This window comes from Gemmatimonadota bacterium (genome assembly GCA_016720805.1).
GTDB lineage: Bacteria > Gemmatimonadota > Gemmatimonadetes > Gemmatimonadales > GWC2-71-9 > Palsa-1233.
Genome location: JADKJZ010000007.1, coordinates 90627 through 110140, shown reverse-complemented (window position 1 = coordinate 110140; position 19514 = coordinate 90627). Strand labels below are relative to the sequence as shown.

Annotated in this window: 20 protein-coding genes and 3 pseudogenes; 14 read left to right on the top strand and 9 right to left on the bottom strand. The window is 67.3% G+C overall.

Features of this window, described 5'->3' with window-relative positions:
* Positions 1 to 67 precede the first annotated feature (67 nt).
* The 4 genes and pseudogenes from IPP98_08080 (at position 68) to fabF (ending at position 2477) form a co-directional block, all read left to right on the top strand.
* Positions 68 to 220, top strand: coding sequence for a hypothetical protein (locus IPP98_08080; GenBank protein MBL0179065.1), 153 nt, complete (start codon positions 68 to 70; stop codon positions 218 to 220).
* Positions 217 to 959 (top strand): annotated as a pseudogene (locus IPP98_08075) (SDR family oxidoreductase). The gene IPP98_08080 and the pseudogene IPP98_08075 overlap by 4 nt, the downstream one beginning before the upstream one ends.
* A gap of 37 nt (positions 960 to 996) precedes the next feature.
* A pseudogene (locus IPP98_08070) lies at positions 997 to 1235 on the top strand (acyl carrier protein).
* Between the two features lies 1 nt (position 1236).
* Positions 1237 to 2477, top strand: a pseudogene (gene fabF, locus IPP98_08065) (beta-ketoacyl-ACP synthase II).
* Positions 2478 to 2692: 215 nt separating this feature from the next.
* Here fabF and IPP98_08060 read toward each other — a convergent pair.
* Positions 2693 to 2989 carry a hypothetical protein gene (locus IPP98_08060; protein ID MBL0179064.1) on the bottom strand — a complete coding sequence of 99 codons (297 nt, stop codon included), beginning with the start codon at positions 2987 to 2989 and terminating at the stop codon, positions 2693 to 2695.
* Positions 2990 to 3053: 64 nt separating this feature from the next.
* Between IPP98_08060 and IPP98_08055 the strand changes: the two genes are divergently transcribed.
* Positions 3054 to 3455: a hypothetical protein gene (locus IPP98_08055; GenBank protein MBL0179063.1), complete on the top strand. Its 402-nt coding sequence runs from the start codon at positions 3054 to 3056 to the stop codon at positions 3453 to 3455.
* A complete protein-coding gene (locus tag IPP98_08050; protein MBL0179062.1) occupies positions 3445 to 4848 on the top strand; it encodes a response regulator in 1404 nt (467 codons plus the stop codon). The genes IPP98_08055 and IPP98_08050 overlap by 11 nt, the downstream gene beginning before the upstream one ends.
* Here IPP98_08050 and IPP98_08045 read toward each other — a convergent pair.
* The 3 genes from IPP98_08045 to IPP98_08035 form a co-directional block, all read right to left on the bottom strand.
* On the bottom strand, positions 4799 to 5629 hold the full coding sequence (locus IPP98_08045; GenBank protein ID MBL0179061.1) for a hypothetical protein: 831 nt from the start codon (positions 5627 to 5629) through the stop codon (positions 4799 to 4801). The genes IPP98_08050 and IPP98_08045 overlap by 50 nt on opposite strands.
* Positions 5630 to 5858: 229 nt before the next feature.
* Entirely contained in the window at positions 5859 to 6878 is a 1020-nt protein-coding gene (locus IPP98_08040; GenBank protein ID MBL0179060.1) for a hypothetical protein, read from the bottom strand.
* A gap of 9 nt (positions 6879 to 6887) precedes the next feature.
* Positions 6888 to 7787: a hypothetical protein gene (locus IPP98_08035; protein MBL0179059.1), complete on the bottom strand. Its 900-nt coding sequence runs from the start codon at positions 7785 to 7787 to the stop codon at positions 6888 to 6890.
* 340 nt (positions 7788 to 8127) lie between these two features.
* Between IPP98_08035 and mqnE the strand changes: the two genes are divergently transcribed.
* Genes mqnE through xerD form a run of 6 tightly spaced genes read left to right on the top strand, consistent with a single transcriptional unit; the run spans position 8128 to position 13232 of the window.
* Positions 8128 to 9351: an aminofutalosine synthase MqnE gene (gene mqnE / locus IPP98_08030; GenBank protein ID MBL0179058.1), complete on the top strand. Its 1224-nt coding sequence runs from the start codon at positions 8128 to 8130 to the stop codon at positions 9349 to 9351.
* The gene (locus IPP98_08025; GenBank protein ID MBL0179057.1) at positions 9348 to 10169 is read left to right on the top strand and encodes a menaquinone biosynthesis protein; all 822 of its coding nucleotides are present in this window, start codon (positions 9348 to 9350) and stop codon (positions 10167 to 10169) included. Before mqnE ends, IPP98_08025 begins: the two co-directional genes overlap by 4 nt.
* Positions 10170 to 11231, top strand: coding sequence for a dehypoxanthine futalosine cyclase (mqnC, locus tag IPP98_08020; protein MBL0179056.1), 1062 nt, complete (start codon positions 10170 to 10172; stop codon positions 11229 to 11231).
* A complete protein-coding gene (locus IPP98_08015; GenBank protein MBL0179055.1) occupies positions 11228 to 11704 on the top strand; it encodes a 2-C-methyl-D-erythritol 2,4-cyclodiphosphate synthase in 477 nt (158 codons plus the stop codon). The genes mqnC and IPP98_08015 overlap by 4 nt, the downstream gene beginning before the upstream one ends.
* Complete coding sequence (locus tag IPP98_08010) at positions 11704 to 12315, top strand: hypothetical protein (GenBank protein MBL0179054.1); 612 nt, start codon at positions 11704 to 11706, stop codon at positions 12313 to 12315. Before IPP98_08015 ends, IPP98_08010 begins: the two co-directional genes overlap by 1 nt.
* Positions 12312 to 13232 carry a site-specific tyrosine recombinase XerD gene (xerD, locus tag IPP98_08005; protein ID MBL0179053.1) on the top strand — a complete coding sequence of 307 codons (921 nt, stop codon included), beginning with the start codon at positions 12312 to 12314 and terminating at the stop codon, positions 13230 to 13232. Before IPP98_08010 ends, xerD begins: the two co-directional genes overlap by 4 nt.
* A 4-nt stretch (positions 13233 to 13236) precedes the next feature.
* Here the strand turns inward: xerD and IPP98_08000 are convergent, their stop codons facing one another.
* From IPP98_08000 to IPP98_07980, 5 genes are all read right to left on the bottom strand, one after another.
* Positions 13237 to 14127 (bottom strand): hypothetical protein, encoded by an 891-nt coding sequence (locus tag IPP98_08000; protein ID MBL0179052.1) that lies wholly within the window; start codon positions 14125 to 14127, stop codon positions 13237 to 13239.
* A gap of 146 nt (positions 14128 to 14273) precedes the next feature.
* On the bottom strand, positions 14274 to 14708 hold the full coding sequence (locus IPP98_07995; protein ID MBL0179051.1) for a DUF4112 domain-containing protein: 435 nt from the start codon (positions 14706 to 14708) through the stop codon (positions 14274 to 14276).
* Between the two features lie 65 nt (positions 14709 to 14773).
* Positions 14774 to 14977 (bottom strand): dodecin domain-containing protein, encoded by a 204-nt coding sequence (locus tag IPP98_07990; GenBank protein ID MBL0179050.1) that lies wholly within the window; start codon positions 14975 to 14977, stop codon positions 14774 to 14776.
* Between the two features lie 74 nt (positions 14978 to 15051).
* Positions 15052 to 16569, bottom strand: coding sequence for a hypothetical protein (locus IPP98_07985; GenBank protein ID MBL0179049.1), 1518 nt, complete (start codon positions 16567 to 16569; stop codon positions 15052 to 15054).
* Positions 16569 to 16853: a hypothetical protein gene (locus IPP98_07980; GenBank protein ID MBL0179048.1), complete on the bottom strand. Its 285-nt coding sequence runs from the start codon at positions 16851 to 16853 to the stop codon at positions 16569 to 16571. The genes IPP98_07985 and IPP98_07980 overlap by 1 nt, the downstream gene beginning before the upstream one ends.
* Before the next feature lie 183 nt (positions 16854 to 17036).
* Between IPP98_07980 and IPP98_07975 the strand changes: the two genes are divergently transcribed.
* Together IPP98_07975 and IPP98_07970 are read left to right on the top strand one after the other, a co-directional pair.
* On the top strand, positions 17037 to 18290 hold the full coding sequence (locus IPP98_07975; protein MBL0179047.1) for a DUF1015 domain-containing protein: 1254 nt from the start codon (positions 17037 to 17039) through the stop codon (positions 18288 to 18290).
* Positions 18287 to 19495, top strand: a complete 1209-nt coding sequence (locus IPP98_07970; GenBank protein ID MBL0179046.1) for an ACT domain-containing protein — start codon at positions 18287 to 18289, stop codon at positions 19493 to 19495. Before IPP98_07975 ends, IPP98_07970 begins: the two co-directional genes overlap by 4 nt.
* The last annotated feature ends 19 nt before the right edge of the window (positions 19496 to 19514 follow it).

Here is a 19514-nt window from a genome sequence, read left to right as displayed (position 1 = left end):
GACGATCGTAATGACGCCATCCGCCTGCTTGGTGACCAGTTGACCGCCCGGTGCGCTGGGTCGCCCGATGCTGCGGATTGCCCGGGAGTTTTCAGAGGCGCGCTGGCTCGAGATCGGCCCGGGCAGTGTGCTCACCGGCCTCCTCAAGCGCATCGTCCCCGAGGCGTCGTGTACGCCGCTTGGGACCGCTACCGACCTCGAGACCTTCCTCGCCTCATGAGCCTTCCGCTTGATCTCACCGGGCGCATTACGTTCGTGACCGGCAGCACGCGCGGCATCGGCCGTGCGATCCGGAGACGCTGCACGCCGCTGGCGCGCAAGTGGCTGTGGTCGGTCGGTCGGCGGCGGCGAACGCGACCAAGGTCGCGGCGGCGATCGGCCCTCGTGCCCGGGGCTTCGCCTGCGACGTTACCCAGCCCGATTCGATCCGGGCCGCCATCGCCGCCTGTGAGGCGGAGCTCGGCCCGATCGACATCCTGGTCACAACGCCGGCCTGACTCCGCGACAACCTCCTCATCCGGCTCGGCCAGGCCGACTGGGATGAGGTGCTCGCCGCCAACCTGACGGGGGCCTTCGTGGCCACGCAGGCGGTGATCAAAGGATGATGAAGCGCCGCTCCGGGCGGATCGTCAACATCACCTCCGTCGTCGGTATCACCGGCAACGCCGGGCAGAGCCAATTATGCGGCCAGCAAGGCGGGGCTGATCGGCTTTCGAAGTCGGTCGCGAAGGAGTATGCGGCCCGGGCGTCCTGGTGAACTGCATCGCCCCGGGGTTCATCGAGACGGACATGACGGCCTCCTTGCCGGAGACGGCCCGGGCGGCATTATTGGAGTCCATCCCGTTAGGTCGCCTCGGCGCCCCGGCGGACATCGCAGGAACCGTCGCGTTCCTCGCGTCGGAGATGGGTGCCTACTCACCGGGCAGGTCCTGGTGGTCGACGGCGGCATGATCGGCTGAGCTGGTTCATCGTTCCCACAACGCACAGAGGCATCACGTGAGTGACGTGGCGGAGAAGGTCAAGGACATCATTGTCGAGGAGCTGGGTGTCGAGCGCGAGGGCTCTCCCCGGAGGCCGCGTTCATGGAGGATCTCGGCGCCGACTCCCTGGATACCGTCGAGCTGGTGATGGCCTTCGAGAAGGAATTCGACATCGACATCCCGGACGAAGACGCCGAGAAGCTGCGGACCGTGGGGGATGCGCTGAAGTACCTGAACGACAAGCTGGGGAAGTGATTTGACGCGCCGCGTCGTGGTGACGGGACTCGGCCTGGTGACCCCGGTGGGGCTGACCGTGGACGAGTCCTGGACGAATCCTGCTCGCGGGTGTCTCCGGCGCGGCGCCGATCACGAAGTTCGATCCCGTCCGTTCGTCGGTGCGTTTCGCTTGCGAGGTGAAGGGGTTCGATCCGCTCCCTACATCGACAAGAAGGAAGCACGACGCTACGATCTCTTCGCGCAGTACGGCCTGGCCGCCGCCCATCAGGCGATGGTGCAGGCCGGACTCGCGGAGCCGGGCAGCATCAATCCCGCCAAGGCCGGCTGCATCATCAGGGCCGGCATCGGCGGCATGCAGACCTTCACCGACAACGTCGAGGCCTACCTCACCAAGGGGCCCGACCGCGTCTCGCCGTTCTTCGTCCCGATGTTCATCCCGTACATCGCGGCGGGATTGGCGTCCATTCGCTACAACCTCCGCGGCCCCAACTTCGCCACCGTCTCGGCATGCGCCTCGGGCGCCCACGCCATCAGGACGTCGTGGCAGTTGATCAAGGGTGGCATCTCCGACGTGATGCTGGCGGGCGGCTGCGAGGCCGCGATCACCGGCCTGACGGTGGCGGCGTTTGGCAACATGAAGGCGCTCTCCACGCGCAACGACGAGCCGGCCAGGGCGTCACGCCCGTTCGATCGTGGTCGTGACGGCTTTGTCCTCGCCGATGGTGCCGGGATGATGGTGCTCGAGGAATACGAGCACGCCAAGGCCCGCGGCGCGACGATCCTCGGCGAGGTCATCGGCTACGGCGCGTCGGGTGACGCCTATCACATCACCTCACCGCCGTCGGACGGTCATGGCGCGATGCAGGCGATGCAGATGTGCCTGGAAAGCGGGAACATCGCCCTCGACGAGGTCGACTACATCAACGCCCACGGTACCTCGACGCCGCAAGGTGACATTGCCGAGACGAACGCCGTGAAGGCGGTCTTCGGCGACCAGGCGAAGCGGCTCATCTTTGCCTCGACCAAGTCGATGACCGGACACGCGCTGGGCGCGGCCGGCGCGATCGAGGCCGTCGTGTCCCTGCTGGTGGCCCGCACCGGAGAAGTCCCGCCGACCATCAACAACGATGATCCCGATCCCGAGTGCGACCTGGATTGCGTGCCGAATGTGAAACCGGAGCCAGCCCGTCCGGGTCGCGCTCTCCAGGCTCCTTCGGCTTCGGCGGCCACAACGTGACGTTGGCGGTCCGAGCTCTCTGATGGTGACCCCGGCCCCTCCGGCCCCTTTGCCCCCCCGCGGTGAACGCCGTCGGGGGGGTGCTGGTTTCTCGGCCTGGACGACGGCGTTGATCGTGGTCGCCGTCACCGGCGCGATCGCCATCTCCGCCGACCGCTGGTACGCCGGGGTGCGCACCGAACTGCTGCGTGAGTCGGTGCGCAACGAGGTGGTGCCGACGGCCACGGCGCTCGAGACGTCATTGCGCGGTCGGATGGCGTTGTTGCACGGGCTCTCTTCCTTCCTCGAGATTCACTGGGACAAGCCCGATCGGGCGGAGGAGTTCGACCGCTTCGCGCAGGACATCCTTCAGGATGTGCCCAGCGTGCTCGCGGTGCAGTTCGTCGCTCCCGACGGAACGATCACGCACATCTGGCCGCAGCTCGGCAATGAACAGGCGAGCGGTCGGAACGTGATGCAGGATTCGCGAGAGGGCACGGTTGCCGACTTCCGGCGCGCGCTGACCGAGCCGGGCATCGTCGTGTCCGGGGCCCACGGAGCTGTACCAGGGCGGGACCGGGCTCGTCGGGCGGCTCGCTGCCCGTGCCGAGAACGGCTCGGTGATCGCCGTGGCGGCCGTGGTGGTGCGACTGGCGCCGATCGCGGTCGAGGCCGGGCTCGAGAATCTTCCCAATATCCGGAGCGCGCTCGTCGACGAACGCGGCGCGCTGATCGTCGGCGATTCCACGCTGGTCGGGACGAATGGTCTGGCCATCCGGGCATCGGTCGCGTTCTCGGGCCGACAGTGGCAATTGCTGGCGATGCCGGCTGGCGGTTGGGACGCGACGATCCAGGAGCGCGTCTTCCCGATGCGTACGGCGTTGGGGGCCCTCGTGCTTCTCGCCGGCGGATTGGCCATCGTCCTGGTGGGGCGTCGCGACCACGCGCGCGAGGCGGAACGCCTTCGGGGCGAGGAGAAGTTCTCGCGACTCTTTTCGCTGACGCCGGACGGTGTCGCCTGACCGCTTCGCCGATGGCGTGCTGCTCGAAGTCAACGAGGGCTTTGTTGAGCTCACGGGGCGGAGTCGGGACGAGGTCCTCGGGCGCTCGGCCGTGGAGCTGAAGCTCTGGCCGACGCCGGCCGACCGCGAGGCGATGGTGCGGGCCATTTCGCGCGACGGCACGCTGACGGATTTCGCCGTCGCGCTGGTGCGTCCCGATGGCGCGGTCCGCGAGACCCGTCTGGCGGGTCGGCTCGTTGACATCGACGGGATGCGTTGCGTCCTGATGATCATCCGCGACGTGACGGAGCAGCGGAAGCTCGAACGGCGGCTGACCGGGGCGGCACGGCTCGAGTCGATCGGCCGACTGGCCGGCGGGATCGCGCACGACTTCAACAACCTGATCACCGCGATCTCCGGCTACGGCCACCTCCTCGAGGAGCGCGTGGCTGATCAACCCGACGCGCTGGCCGACGTGCAGGAGATCGTTCGTTCCTCGGCCCGCGCGGCGGACCTCACCTCGCAGTTGCTGGCGTTCGCGCGTCGTCAGGTGGTCCAGCCGCGCGTGGTGGACGTCAACGCGCTGATTCTCGACGCGAATCGCCGCTTGCGGCAGCTGGTGGGCGACAGTGTCGCACTCAGCATTCGCCTCTCTCCGGACCCGGCCCCCATCCTCATCGACCCGACGCAGGGCGATCAGTTGCTGACCAACTTGGCGGTCAACGCGCGGGATGCGATGCCCGAGGGCGGCACGCTCACCATCCAGGCGTTGGCCATTCGCGATGAGGTGCACCTGACCTTCCGCGATACCGGCCAGGGCATCGCGCCGGAAGTGCTGGCGCACCTCTTCGAGCCGTTCTTCACGACGAAGCCGGCGGGGCAGGGCACCGGCCTCGGCCTGGCGACCTGTTACGGCATCATGGAGCAGGCGGGCGGGCGGATCGAGGTGCAGTCGACGGTCGGGGAGGGGGCGTTGTTCCGGCTGGTCTTCCCGCGGGCGGCGGCGGAAGCCGAGTCGGCGGCCACTGCAGCTGCGGCGGAGAAGCGGGCGGCTGGTGGCGCGACGATCCTGGTCGCGGAGGATGAGGCGCAGGTGCGAAAGCTCGTCGATCGGGTGCTGACGCAGCTCGGGTATGTCGTGCTCAGTGCGGCGAGCGGGGCGGAGGCGCTGGCCCTGGATGCAAGTCATGGCGGCACGATCGACATGCTGCTGACCGACATGGTGATGCCGGGAATGGGCGGCGGCGAGCTGTCGCGCCGGATTCGCGAGCGGCATCCGCAGATGAAGGTGCTGCTGATGTCGGGCTACAGCGAAGAACTCGTGGCCGCCGAGCATGGCGACGTGCCGTTCCTGCCGAAGCCGTTCACGCCGGAAGAGTTGGCGACGAAGGTGCGCGAGGTGTTGGGAGGGTAGGGGCGTGGTCGAGGGATTCGGCTTCCTCGGCAATTGCTTTGGCGTCAGCTACTCCCGAGCGAATCGCTGCCTGCGGTTCCACCTGTGAGATGCGCGCCGCCATCGCCAGTAGCAGGAGATGCTCTCTGGAAAGGTCAGCGATCACCAGGCGCCCTTCAGGTTGTCCGAGTTCCTCACAGACTTGTGCCAACGCTGCACGCAGGCTCCCGAGTGTCTCGGCCCGCAGACTTGCCTCAGTCGCTTCCGTGGAGCTCACATCGGGAGGGTCGAGCAGAAATGGTATCTCACGCACTGCCACCGGGGCGCCCCACCGTTCCTTGAGGCCGAGGTCATCAAGACCAGGCGTCCAGACGAGCGCGTTCGGGGACTTCTTCTCGAAGCGGAAAGCAATTCCGAACACAACCGCCGCAAGGACGCAGGCGAGTATCCAGGATGTCGTGAGAAAGCCGTTTGCTGCCAGAAGTAAACCCAACAGCGCCATGGGGAGTGGGAGGTAACGATCGGCCCAGCGTTTCCGCGCCTTGAACGGGAGGAAGAGCCCGCTGATCCCCATGAACAAGCAGATGCCCGTGACGTATTCAAGCCCAAGTGCGCGCAGCACAAGGATCTGACTCCACACCTGCAATGAGCCAAAGACCACCAGAGTCACCGAAATTCCCGTGACCGCGCTGGACGTCATCTCGCGCTTCGCCAACGCGATCGCGAGGCTCGCCGCCGCCCGCTCCTGCGGCCCACCCACGCGGTACAGGTCCAGCTTGTTGGAGACCTTCGCTTTCCCCAATCCCTCCGGCCCAGCGCTCGGTAGTCCATCGAAGCGCGCGCCGTGAGTTCGGGAATCGCGGCGGCAGACGCCTCGGGGCCGAGTAGGTTCCAGTGGTGGCACTTGGCGCAGATCCGCCAGACGCGGTTGGCATCGGGGTCGAACCCGACGAGGCGCCCGTTTGGCACGGCCGCCAGCTCCTTGTTGGCGGGAAACGGCTTGCCGCACTCGAGGCAGGTGTCCTTGGCCATCAGGCCCCTCCGGGCGGCCGATCGAGTGACTCGGCCAGCTCTGCGATCGCTCGGGCGTCAGGCAGACCCGCTCGGATCGGCGGCGCCGGCTCGGCAGTCGCCGCTCGGGAGGCGAGCGCGAGCAGTGCGAGGTCGTCGACTGGCATCCGGTACAATTCGAGTCTGCCTTCGGGAAGGCCACGATCCACCGTGAGGTGGCGCAGGACCGCAGAGAGGCCCCCGAGGCGGTCCAGCCGGTCGAAGGCCGTGGCGACCTGGTCCGGCGTGATCGTTTCAGGTGTCGTCAAGGTGGCCGTCAGGGTTTGACCGATACCGTCGGCGTCGGCTCCATCGAAGGAGAGGTCGTCTTCTCCCGCCGTCCAGACCACTGCCCGAACCCGTAGCATGTCGCGTCGTGCAACCCATCCGAAGAGTACGCCGAGCGCTAACCCCAAGAGCGCCCATCGGTAGTCCAGCACGCCGAAGGGGATGGCCGACGCGCCGAGCAGGATGGCCCCGATCGGCCAGGCGATCTCTCGATCAAGTGATCTGCCCGCGAGACTCGCTCTGCTCACCTTCGTGGCCGCATCCAGGATGCCGAAACAAATGGCACTGCCGGCCCACGCCGCCCAGAGCGGCTCCCGCACCGCGCGATAGAGCATGTACGGCATGTAGACCGCAAAGATGACCTTTGCCCATACTGGGACCCCTCCGAAGATCTCACGACGCGCTTCGCTGAGTTCGAGAATTGCCGCCGCCCGCTCCTGCGGCCCACCCACGCGGTACAGGTCCAGCTTGTCGGAGACCTTCGCTTTCGCCAATCCCTCCGGCCCAGCGCTCGGTAGTCCATCGAAGCGCGCCGTGAGTTCGGGAATCGCGGCGGCAGACGCCTCGGGGCCGAGTAGGTTCCAGTGGTGGCACTTGGCGCAGATCCGCCAGACGCGGTTGGCATCGGGATCGAACGCCACAAGCCGGGCAAGCGGGACGCTCGCCAACTGCTTGTTGACCGGAAACGACTTGCCGCACTTCGAGGCAGGCATCCTTGGCCATCAGGCGCCCTCAGGAGGCCTGTCGAGCCGCTCCGCTTCATCAGCAACGTCGGCAGCTTCGAGCAGCTTCCCGTGGGCCAACTGGGCCTTGGATGAGCCCGAATCCTTCCTCGCAAAGGCCAGGTCCAGCGCGACGAAGTACATGACGGGAATGTCCGCAAGCCGCAGGGTGTCGTCTCGGTCCTGCCGCCAGGCGTCGAGCGCGCTCAAAATCCCTCCGACATCGTGCGTCGTGGCGAGGAGATGTGCCTTGGTGAGATCCTCGTCGCTCATCAAGGGCAACACCTGACCATCTGTGACGAGCCGCAAGTAGGACTGCGAATCGACCGCATCCATCCATGGACCGTTCCTGACCTGCAGCGAGAGTTCTCCGAGATCGGCGTTCCATCTGATGGCGATGCCATCCCAATGGGCATCCGGAGCGTGTACCCGACGTCCCGAGGGGAGTAGTGCTTTCGCTGCGAGAAGATGGCTGGCCAACGTGACCGTCAGGCCGGAAGCCATCGCGAATGCAAGGATATCCGGTTTCAGTCGTCCCGTGGCGACCGCGAAGCCGCCAAACCCCAGGCCAAGCACGCCAAGAACGAGCCGACTAGTTGAAACGCGAAGGCGGTGATATCGACGATACCATTCGCGCCCAAGGACACCCGCACCTACGAAGGCCGGAAACTGGACATATGGTCCGGGACTCGTGACGGCATGCCAGACCAGGAGCGGCAGGAGGAGAAAAATGAACCCGGCGCCCAGTCGTCCCAGATTTCTTGATTTCTTCGCCAGCGTGTCCCGCCGCTCCGCCAGCGCCATCTCGCCCACCCGCACGTCGGCGAAGTCGTCCACTCGCAGCAGTTCGGGCCGGGGCCCCACGTGCGTGATGAGGAGCGCCGTCCCGCGCGTCGGCACCCGCGCCTCCAACTCCCCCAGCGCCGCCCCCGCCGCCTCGGCCCCCAGCAGGTTCCACTCGCCGCACTTGGTGCAGATCCGCCAGACGCGCCGCTGCCCCGGGTCGAACGCGATCCGCCGCCCCTCGGGGAGGGAGGCGAGTTCGCCGTTCCGGGGGAAAGGCCGATTGCAGGAGAGGCAGGTGGGGGAGGGAGCCATCGCCCCGAAATATGCCCCGTCTACGGCGCTCCGGGAGGGCGTGGCGCCGCTTCCGGAGGCAACCCGACCACCTCTCCCGGGTATACCATGGGAGAACGTTGGCCTCAACCCCGGGTGCCCGTAGATTGGAGGGATGACCACCATGACCGAGCAGGCGCCGCCGACCCTCTCGCCCGTTGCCCTCCACGAAGAGCGACTCCGCGACCCAGCCCTCCGGCCGATCGCCAAGAAGGTCGCCGAGGGCAGCCGCCTCGACGCCGCCGACGCCCGCGCCCTCTACGCCACCGATGACCTGATCGGCCTCGGCACCCTCGCCGACTACGCCAACCGGCGCAAGAACGGCGACCGCGTCTACTTCTCGGCCAACCAGCACATCAATCCGACCAACGTCTGCATCCTCCGGAATACCTGCACCTTCTGCTCGTACGCCCGGATGCCGAACGAGGAAGGGCACTACACCCGGTCGCTCGACGAGGTCTACCACGAGGCGGCCACCGCCATCGGTGGGCCGACCAAGGAATTCCACATCGTCGGCGGCCTCCACCCGAAGCTCCCGCTGTCGTACTACACCGACATGATCCGCGGCCTCAAGGAGCGGCATCCGCACATCCACATCAAGGCGCTGACCGCGGTCGAGATCGCGCACCTGGCGCGGATCGAGAAGACGTCGGTGCGCGAGGTGCTGATCGCGCTCAAGGACGCTGGCCTCACCTCGATGCCCGGTGGCGGCGCCGAAGTGTTCTCGACCGCCGTGCGCGCGACGATCGCCGAGCGGAAGCTGACCGGCGCCGAGTGGATCAAGGTGCACCGCGAGGCCCACGGCCTCGGCATCCCGACCAACTGCACCATGCTCTACGGCCATGTCGAGACGGCCGACGACCGGATCGAACACCTCTCGATGCTGCGCGAGCTGCAGGACGAGACCGGCGGCTTCCTGACCTACATCCCGCTCGCCTATCACACCGAGAACAACGAACTCGGCGAGGAGCTCGGGCGGGTCGGTACTGCCACGACCGGCTTCGAGGACCTCAAGAACATCGCCGTCGGGCGGCTCTTCCTCGACAACATCGCGCACGTCAAGACGCACTGGCCGATGGTCACGCCGTTCCTGTCGCAGATCGCGCTGGCGTTCGGCTGCGACGACGTCGAGGGGACGGTGGTGTACGAGCGGGTCTATCACGAGGCCGGCGCCACGACCCAGATGCACATGCCGTACGAGGGGCTGGTGTCGCTGATTCGCGACGCCCAGAAGATTCCGGTCGAGCGCAATTCGCTCTACGAGGCGGTCCGCACCGACTTCACCGACCTGGTGATGCCGAAGGGCGGCACGTCGCGGATGTCGTTGCCCGTGGTGCACGCCGCGTGAGGCTGGGCCGGCTCCCCTGGATCAACACCGCCCCGGTCTTCGCGGCGATGGACCGGGGTGTGGTCTCCTGCGGCGCCGAAGTGGTCACCGCCACGGCCGCAGAATTGAACGACCTCCTCGCGGCCGGCGAGCTCGACGTGAGCGCCGTCTCAGCGGTGGAGTATGCCCGCGACGCCTCGCTCTACCACCTGCTGCCGAACCTCGCCATCTCCTGCGATGGCCCGGTCCACTCCGTGGCGCTCTTCTCGAAGCGGCCGGTCAACGAACTCGACGGGGCCACCGTGCTCCGCACCGCCTCGTCGCGCACGTCGGTGCTGCTGCTCGAACTGCTCTGCAAGCACCGCTGGCAGGTGACACCGCAGTTCGCGACGGTGCGCGCCGAGCCGAACGACCTGGCGGGCTTGCAGGCGCTGCCGCACGACGCGGTGCTGGTGATCGGCGACGCCGCGCTCCACCTCCGCGCCTCGGGGCAGTACCCAGTGTTCATCGACCTGGGGCAGGCGTGGAAGGAATGGACCGGGCTGCCCTTCGTCTTCGCCGTCTGGGCGGCCCGCCGCGACGCCGATCGCACCGAAGCACTGGCCCTGCACGAGCGGCTCTGCGCCTCGCGCGACTGGGGCGTGGGGAACCTCGACATCATTGCCGCCGAAGCGGCCGCACGCACCGGGATCCCGGCGGCCACCTGCCGCGCCTATCTCGGCGACCTCGACTACGATCTCTCCTACCGGCACCTCGCGGGGCTGACCGAATTCTTCGGGCGCCTCGCCGCCGACGGACTGGTACCGAATGGCTCACTCACCTTTCTCACGGCGGCCTGAATGAGCACCGTGGATCGCAGTAGCAGCGAGTTTCGCGAGGCGCTCGAGCTCTACCAGCGCGCCCCGCTGCTCGAACTCGGCGCCCTGGCCGATGCCACCCGCCACCGGCTCCACCCGGATCCGACGGTGTCGTACATCATCGACCGGAACATCAACTACACCAACGTCTGCGTGGCCGACTGCGCCTTCTGCGCCTTCTACCGCCGGCCGAAGGACAATGAGGGGTACGTCCTCTCGTTCGAGGAGATCGGCGCCAAGATCGACGAGTGCAAGGCGATCGGTGGCGCGCAGATCCTGCTGCAGGGCGGCCACAACCCGTACATCCCGTTCGACTGGTACCTCGAGCTGATGCGCTACATCAAGGTGCATCACCCTATTCACATCCACGGCTTCTCGCCGTCGGAAGTGGTCTTCTTCTCGGAGCGCTTCCGGATCCCGATGCCCGAGGTCGTGCGCCAGCTGCACGAGGCCGGTCTCGATTCGATTCCCGGTGGTGGCGGCGAGATCCTGGTGGACGAAGTGCGCGAGCGCGTCGCCAAGAAGAAGGCGCAGACCGACGAGTGGCTCGGCGTGCAGGAAGAGGCGCATCGCCAGGGGATGAAGACCTCGGTGACGATGATGTACGGCCTGGGCGAGTCCGACGCCGATCGGATCGAACACTTCTTCCGCATCCGCGAAGTGCAGGCGCGCACCGGTGGCTTCACCGCGTTCATTGCCTGGCCGCTGCAGCCGGAAGGGACGGCAATGAGCGACCGCGTCAAGACCGACGCCGTCACCTACCTGCGCACGCTGGCCACCGCCCGCATCCTCGTTGACAACATCCCCAACATGCAGGCCAGTTGGGTGACGATGGGGCTGAAGGTGGGGCAAGTGGCCCTGCGCTTTGGTGCCAACGACTTCGGGTCGCTGATGATGGAGGAGAACGTCGTCTCCGCCGCCGGCACGACGTACCGCGCCACGATCGAGGAGATGGAACGCGCCATTCGTGATGCCGGCATGCACCCGGCGCGGCGTCGGCAGGACTACTCGCTGATCGAGTCGCCTCTGGCGGCGGTCGCGTGATTCGCGTCGGGATCGGCTACGACTCGCACCGTTTCGGTGCCGGGCGCCCGCTGATCCTCGGCGGCGTCACCATTCCGTATTCGCTGGGCCTTGTCGGCCATTCCGACGCCGACGCGGTCTCTCACGCGCTCACGGACGCGATCCTCGGCGCCGCGGCGCTGGGCGACATCGGCCGGCTCTTCCCCGACACCGATCCGGCCTACGCCAATGCCGACTCGATTCCGCTGCTGATCGAGGCGCACCGCCGCGTGATTGCCGCCGGCTGGACCATGCAGCAGTGCGACATCACCGTCATCGCGCAGGCGCCGAAGCTGGCGCCGCATGTCCCCGCGATGCAGGCGCGCCTCGCCGAGGCGCTGGGTGTCGGCGATGGGGCGGTGTCGGTGAAGGCCAAGACCAACGAGGGGATGGGTTTCCTCGGCCGCGGCGAAGGGATCGCCGTGATCGCCGTCGCGACGCTGCGGCCAGTCTGATGGCGGGGCTGGTGGAGTGGCTGGCCGGGCTCCCGCCGGTCGCCATCTACGCCGTGATCGCCCTGCTCGCGGCGGTCGAGAACATCTTTCCGCCCTTTCCCGCCGACACGGCGATCGCTCTGGGCGCGTTCCTCTCCTATCGCGGCATCATCGACGCCCGGATCATCTTCGCGATCACCCTCGTGGCCAACGTCGGTGGCGCGATGGGCATGTATTGGCTCGCCGCGCGGCACTCGCACACCCTGTTCGAATCCGGCTTCGCCAAGCGCTTCCTCCCGGAGCAGGGGCTCGCCATCGTCCGGAAGGAGTACCAGCGATTCGGACTCCTGGGTCTCTTCGTCGGGCGGCTCCTCCCAGGGGTGCGTGCCGTCGTGGCACCATTCACCGGATTGATTCATCTCGGACCCTGGCGCGCGCTGGTGCCGATTCTCTTCGCCTCCGCGCTCTGGTATGGCGGAATCATTCTCGCGGCGGCGAAGCTCGGCGAAAACTGGGAGACGGTGATCGGCTGGGTGAATCAGTTCAACCAGGTGGCCGGGATTGGGCTCGTCATCCTCGTCGCGATCGGCGGCTTCCTCTGGTGGCGCCGTCGGAGGCGAGTCGCCCCGTGAGCCTCGGCGATCTTCCTCCCGAGCTCGTGGCTGCCTTTCACCTGCCGTCGTTCCGCGACCACCTCTCGCTCGAGGCCGGGCATTCGCCCAACACCATCGAGGCGTATCAGCGCGACCTGTCGCGCCTGGTGTCATTCGCGCGGTCGAAGGGGATCACCGAGCCCCGGCAGCTCACGACGCCGTTGCTGCGCGAGTTCATCTTCCTCCTCAAGGACCTCGAGTTGAGTGGCGCCACCATCCGGCGCCACGTCTCGTCGGTGCGGACGTGGTTCGCGTTCATGGCGGCCGAGGGGCTGGTGGAGAAGGACCCGAGCGATCGACTCGAGACGCCGAAGAAGTGGCGGACGCTGCCCGACACGCTCTCCGTCGAGGAAGTCGATCGGCTGCTCGCCGCGCCGCAGGTGGACGAGACCCTCGCCTGGCGTGATCGTGCGATGCTCGAGCTGGCCTACGGGGCCGGACTCCGCGTCTCGGAGCTCTGTGACATGGGTCTCACCGACCTGCTGCTCGGTGACGGCCTGGTGCGGGCGTTCGGGAAGGGACGGAAGGAGCGACTGGTGCCGATCGGTCGACCGATCGTGAGCGCGGTGTCGGTGTATCTGCACACCACGCGCGCCGAGCTCGATCGGGGGAAGTCACAAGGGAGGGTGCTGCTCAACGCCCGCGGTGAACCCTTGAGCCGGGTCGGGGCGTGGGGCATCGTGAAGAAGCGGGCAGCGCAGGCGGGCATCACCAAGCGGGTGACGCCCCACACGCTGCGGCATTCCTTCGCGACGCACCTGCTGGAAGGGGGCGCCGACTTGCGGGCGGTGCAGGAGATGCTCGGCCACGCCGACCTCTCGACCACCCAGATCTATACCCACGTCGACCGCGACTACCTCCGGAACGTGCACCGCAAGTTCCACCCCCGCGGCTAGCGCCTCAGGCACATCCTTCGATCAGGCGCACTTCCGGGAGCCGACCCGCCCGGAAGGACGTGACCTTCGCCCCATCCGTTTCGAAGATCATGAGCAGCGCCGGCCGACTCGGGTCGGTGACGACGAGATAATGACCGACGGGCCCGACATACGGGTGTGGCTCCACGGTGACACGGCTGCCGTACGCCGCGCGCACCTCCGCCTCGCTGCTCCCGACGCCGAGCCCCTCCGCGGTGCGGACGCCTTGCGCACTGACGTTGGCACGTACGAGGGTGTCGCCGGCCACCATGAAGGAGACGCCCGCTGGCAACTTGGCGAAGTTGGCGTAACCACACACCGCGCCTGCCTCGAGCCGCTCCACCTTGGCCGGCCCAAGGACACGCTCGGCGGCTGCGACCGTCATGCCAACGCGTCCGAGTCCGATGCCATCCAACTCGAGCTGCCACGAGGGGTACTTCGGAGGGTGCAGCACCGCCTGCATCGAGGCGACGAGGCTTCCGCGATTGGCGAACGGCCAATTGCCAGCGTAGCGCACATCGGTGACCACCCAGTGGCCGTTCTCCATCGCCACGACCACGGTGTCGGTCCACTCGACCACGGGCGAGACGCTGTCATTGCGAAACCGGACCACCAACCGATGCACCGGGGCGTCGGCTCCTGGCGCTTTCGGTACCGCTGATGTTGTGCCTTCGAAGAGCGACGAGAAGAGATCGCCGTCGGCGAAGGCCGGCTTCTCATCCGGGTGAGCCAGCACGTCGGCGTCTCGACGGACGCGTGCGCTGTCGAGGGTGGCGTGCAATTCGTTGCCAAGCAGGGGTGTGAGACGCGCCAGTTGTTCGACCGTCGGCGCGCCGGTGACCTTGGCGTCCCGAAGGATGTCATAGAGCGCGGTCACCGCCTTCTGGGGCGTGGCCTGCTGGCAACCGGCGACGACCGCGGTCGTCAGGACGAGCAGGAAGGCGGTGCGAAGGCGTCGGGTCGAGGGGAGCAGGCGATCCTCCAGAAGTACCGGGGCAAGATGATGACCACGCTGCCCTCAATTTACACGCGGGCGAACAGCCACTGCAGTATGGCCACGCTCAGCATCGCGCCGGCGAGCATCAAGGCGCCAACCAGGACGACCAGTGCCCCGACCACCACCACCACGAAGCGGCGATCGGCGCGTGCGGCCGTTGGCGGCTCGGTCAGGTGCCGCTCGAGGAGGACGAGGTTCCGACGATTGGCCTTCCAGATCGCGTCGAAGAGATCGCCCAGGAGCGGCACAGTGCCGAAGGCGGCATCGAGTGCCACGTTGCCGGCCATTCGTGTCAAGGTGAAGCGCGAGACCCCCTGCCGCACGGCCTCCGCCACGATGGCCGCGGAGAGCGCGGCACCGGCAGCATCGCCGACGCCCGGCAACAGCCCGAGAATCGGGTCGATGCCGAATCGGAACGACGTGCCGGGCACGCGAATGCCGTCATCCAGCCAGGTGGTCACCCGGCGAAGATGGGGCAGCGCCCCAGGCGCCACGGGATCGCGCGTCAGGGCGTCGACTCCATGGATCAGTCGTCGAGCACGAAGGTGACTTTCAGGATGACGCGAAAGGACACGATCTTCCCCTCCTTCACAATGACCTTCTGCCCCTCGACCCACGCGCCCGTCACGTTGCGGATGGTCTTGTGGGCACGGGCCACGCCCACCTCGATGGCATCCTTGAAGCTCTTTTCCGATTCGGCGATCAGCTCGGCAACCTTGGCGACAGACATGCGGTGCTCCGGACAGGGTGAACCGAGAAGCTACCGCCGGATCCCCATCCAAGACATCCCTCGCTGGAGCGGGTTCATTCCGCCGGTGGCCGCCCAATGAAGGTGTCGAAGCGATAGGTTGCCAGTGCCGCGTCGAATCGCCGGGCTATCTCGGCGACAAGCTGCGTGTCCGGCCCCCGATCCATCCAGACCCCCACGTGTGATTCTCCGTCGGGGCTGAAGCTCACGTGAATCACCGTCTCGCCGATCTTCACCTCCTGCGTGAACGCGGCCTCGTCGTTGGTCACCCGCTCCGCCTTGAATTCCGTCACGAGCCAGTCGATCAGTGCGGGCCGAAGTCCCGCCAACGCAGGTCCGACCCGGTACTCGCGGTAGTCGGAATCGGTCGAGAGCGTGCCGCGATATGGCATCGGATTGAAGGCGGCTCGCGGAACCAGGCTGTCGGGCCGGCCGGCCGTGTGCCGCCACTCGAAATGGTGGAGCACCCACGCCGGGTCGACATGATCGATCGCGAAGTAGCGCATGCGGGTGGCATCGACCGGCAGTCGATACCGGGGGCCCCCATCGAGGCGCGTCACCGCGACCACGATCTTGCCGGTGGTCTCAGCGTCCCACTCCACCCGCACGAAGCTCTGCGCGTCCGGGGCGATCCCGGCTGGAGGCAACCGCTCGATCAGCTGCGACTGGTCGGCGCTGTCGTAGGGCCGCAGGGTGAGTGTCTCGCTGTCGAGGACATTGTTCGCCAGCAGGGAGTATCGCGAGCGGCCGAATGAGTTGCGATCGAAGCGTCCCTCCGGCAGCAGCGCCGGCTCGGCGCGCGCGGACGCATCGTTGGCGAGCGGCGCGACCTGCATCGGGTGGCCGCACGGGCCCACGCGTTCCACCCGCGGCATGGCCGGTCCGCTCACCACCAGATAGCAGGTGCCGACCCCCTGCTCGGCGCCAACCTGCACCATGAGCGCCGGAGTCGGCCCATCGATGGCAGCAACCGCGTTGGCCAGTTCGGTTGCCGTGGTAGCGTCAGTGGAGACCGCTCTGTGCTGGATGACCACCGGCTGCCCCCGATGGCGGATGCGGAACTCGGCGGTTGCGGTCCACATCGGCGGCTGGCCCGCGTAGATCACCTCGCCCAGCCAGTGGGCGATGGTGGTCACCTCGAAAGGGCCGAACGCCTCGGTGCGGAGCGGCTGATTCGCCGGGACGACCCGGAAGCGGTAGGTGATGCCATCGGGCCCGGTCGTCCGCGGCAGCCACTCGCTCCATTCGAGTTGGCTCCGCTTTGGCGAGCGGCCGATGGGCACCTTGAAGCCGTTCTTGAGGATGCTGTCTGGCACGACGTCGATGATCCGGTCGCCCCGCTCCGTGAAGAGGGAGACGGCGCCGGGAACGATCCATCGGCCATCCTCCAGGCGGGCATCTTCGCGCCAGAGCGGGCCGTTGCGGCTGGTCCGCAATCTCCCGCCAGTCGCCGAGTGCAACCCGAGGAACCACTCGGCCGAGTCAGCGGCAGGGAGCGGCTGACCGGCTGGCCAGCGGAACTCGTCGGCCTGCGCCACTGCCTCGCCGCCGAGGGTCGGTGGCACGTCCGCCATCAACCGGGAGATCCCCCGATGAGGCCGATGCAGCTGCCGGTGATCAGGAGAGCTACCCCCACGGCCTTGAAGAATCCGGGACCGAGGTAGCGTGAGACCACGAAGCCGACGAGGAGCCCGCCGACCAGCCCGACGAGCGCCAGCCCCACGACGAAGTAGCCCGAGTTGCCCTCGAACGAGGAGATCCGGTGCCAGTCCACGGCCAGCGTGGCCACGAAGCCGGCGGCGAGCATGGTGGCGAGGCCGGAGAGGATGGCAATCGCGATCGAGGCGAGCCAGGTCATGGGGAAAGTAGGTGGCGGGGAAGGGGGAACCGCAGGATAGGCCGGGGTCCGGCCACCCCATTCTCGGCCCGCTGGGCGTACCCGTCAAGGGTCGACACGCCCAGGTCCGACTACCTGCCGGTGGCCCGCCGGGGGTATCATCCGAGGTTCCCCCCTCGCACCTGCACCGCCCCCGGAGGGCGTATCCGATTCAGTCCTTTCCGAGCGTGGCGCCCGAGGCCCGATCTGGTTGATCGCGTCGTCGCGCCGCCCTACGATGTCGTCAATCGTGCCGAGGCGGCTGCGCTGGCCGCCGGCAATCCGCTCTCCTTCCTCCACGTGGGGCGGTCCGACATCGACCTCCCTCCCGAGACCGACCCGCACGATGATCGGATCTACGCCAAGGCGAAGGAGAATCTCGACCGCGTGCTCGCCGACGGCACCTTCGTCCATGACGACACAGCCGCCTTCTACCTCTACGAACTGACTCGTGAGGGACAGGCACAGGTCGGCGTGGTTGGCTGCGTCCATGTCGACGACTACGAAGCCGACCTGATCAAGAAGCACGAGAAGACGCGGCCCGACAAAGAGGACGACCGCACCCGCCACGTGCTGACCCTTGCCGCGCACGCGGAGCCGGTCTTCCTGACGCACCGGCCGGAAGCCTCGCTGGCCGCGCTCAACGCCGCCACGATGGCGCAGGAGCCGCTCTACGATCTGGTCACGTATGACGGGGTTCGCCAGCGGGTCTGGCGCGTCGTTGATACCGAGGCCTATGCTGCCGCGTTTGCGGCGATGCCGGATTGCTATGTGGCCGACGGGCACCATCGCTGCGCCTCCGCGTGGCGTACCGGCAAGGCATTGCGGGCGGCCAACCCGCACCACACCGGCGACGAGGACTACAACTGGTTCCTCGCGGTGCTCTTTCCGTCGGATCAACTTCACATCCTCTCGTACAATCGCGTCGTGAAGGATCTGCATGGCCTCACGCCGGCGGCGTTTCTCTTGCGGCTCGCTGCGGTGGGCACCCTGACCCCAACCACGACACCCGTGCCCGATGCGGCCGGGACGTTCGGCATCTATGTCGACGGCAGCTGGCACAGGTTGCGCCTCGACTCGGCGTCCATCGCTGCCGACGACCCGATTGGCTCGCTCGACGCGTCGTTGCTCCACGAGCGCGTCCTCGCGCCGATCCTCGGCATCGGCGACGTCCGCGTCGATCAGCGGATCGACTTCGTCGGTGGCATCCGTGGAACGGCCGAACTCGAACAACGCGTGCAGTCAGGCCAGGATGCGGTTGCCTTCGCGATGTACCCCGTCTCGGTGGCCCAGCTCATGGCGATCGCCGATGCCGGCGCCATCATGCCCCCCAAGTCGACCTGGTTCGAGCCCAAGCTGAAGAGCGGCTTCTTCGTCCACACCTTCGATCCCAAGACCCCCGGAGGGGCCACGCAATGAAAGTGCTGGTGGCAGACAAGTTCGAAACCGTGGGCGTCGATGGATTGAAGGAGCTCGGCTGCGACGTGGTGCTGCGACCCGATGGTGCCGTGGAGGAGCTCCCGGCCACCATCGCCGACGTGAATCCGAAGGTGCTCATCGTGCGAGGCAAGAAGGTGAGCGAGGCCGCCCTGGCGGCCGGTCCGGCCCTCTCGTTGGTGATCCGTGCCGGCGCCGGCATCGACTCGATCGATGTCGCCGCTGCCTCGCGCCTCGGCATCTTCGTCGCCAATACGCCCGGCAAGAACTCCATCGCCGTCGCCGAGCTCGTGATGGGCCTGCTGCTCGGCATGGATCGTCGCATTCCCGATCAGGTTGCCGACCTGCGGCGCGGTGAATGGCGCAAGGCCGAGTACTCCAAGGCACGCGGTGTCTACGGCCGGACCCTGGGCATCGTCGGCCTGGGGCAGATTGGTCGAGAAGTGGCCAAGCGGGCCCAGGCGTTCGGCATGCACGTCGTCGCTTACTCGCGGAACCTCACCAACGAGGAAGCCGACCGGATCGGGGTGGGCTACTGCGAGACGCCGATCGAGGTCGCGCGTCACTCCGATGCCGTCTCGATCAACGTCGCCGGCGGTGCGGAGACGAAGAAACTCGTCAACGCCGAGTTCCTCGCGGCGATGAAGCCGGGGGCGTATCTGATCAATGCCTCGCGTGGCAGTGTGGTCGACGAGGCGGCGCTTGCCGCCGCGGTCACCGGGCACGGTCTCCGCGTCGCGCTCGACGTCTTCGAGGGTGAACCGGGCGGCGGCAAGGCGGAGTTCAAGCCTGCCATCATCGATCTCCCCGGCGTCTATGGGACGCACCACGTCGGGGCCTCGACGGACCAGGCACAGATCGCAATCGCCCAGGAAGTGATCCGGATTGTCGAGGCGTTCGCGAAGACCGGCATCGCGCCGTACTGTGTCAATCGCCTCGCCCGCAGTGCCGCCACCCACGTCCTCTCGGTGCGCCACCAGAATCGTCCAGGCGTGCTGGCGCATGTTTTTCGGGTACTCGCCGAGGCCTCAGTCAATGTCGAGGAGGTGGAGAACATCCCCTACCACGGCGCTGAAGCCGCGGCCGCCCGCATCCAGCTCAGCTCGGCGCCCTCGGACGCCGCCCTGGCAGAAATTCGCAGCGGCAACCCGCACATCCTGAGCGTTGACCTCACGGCCATCGCGTAATCCTTTGCGAGCAGGAACT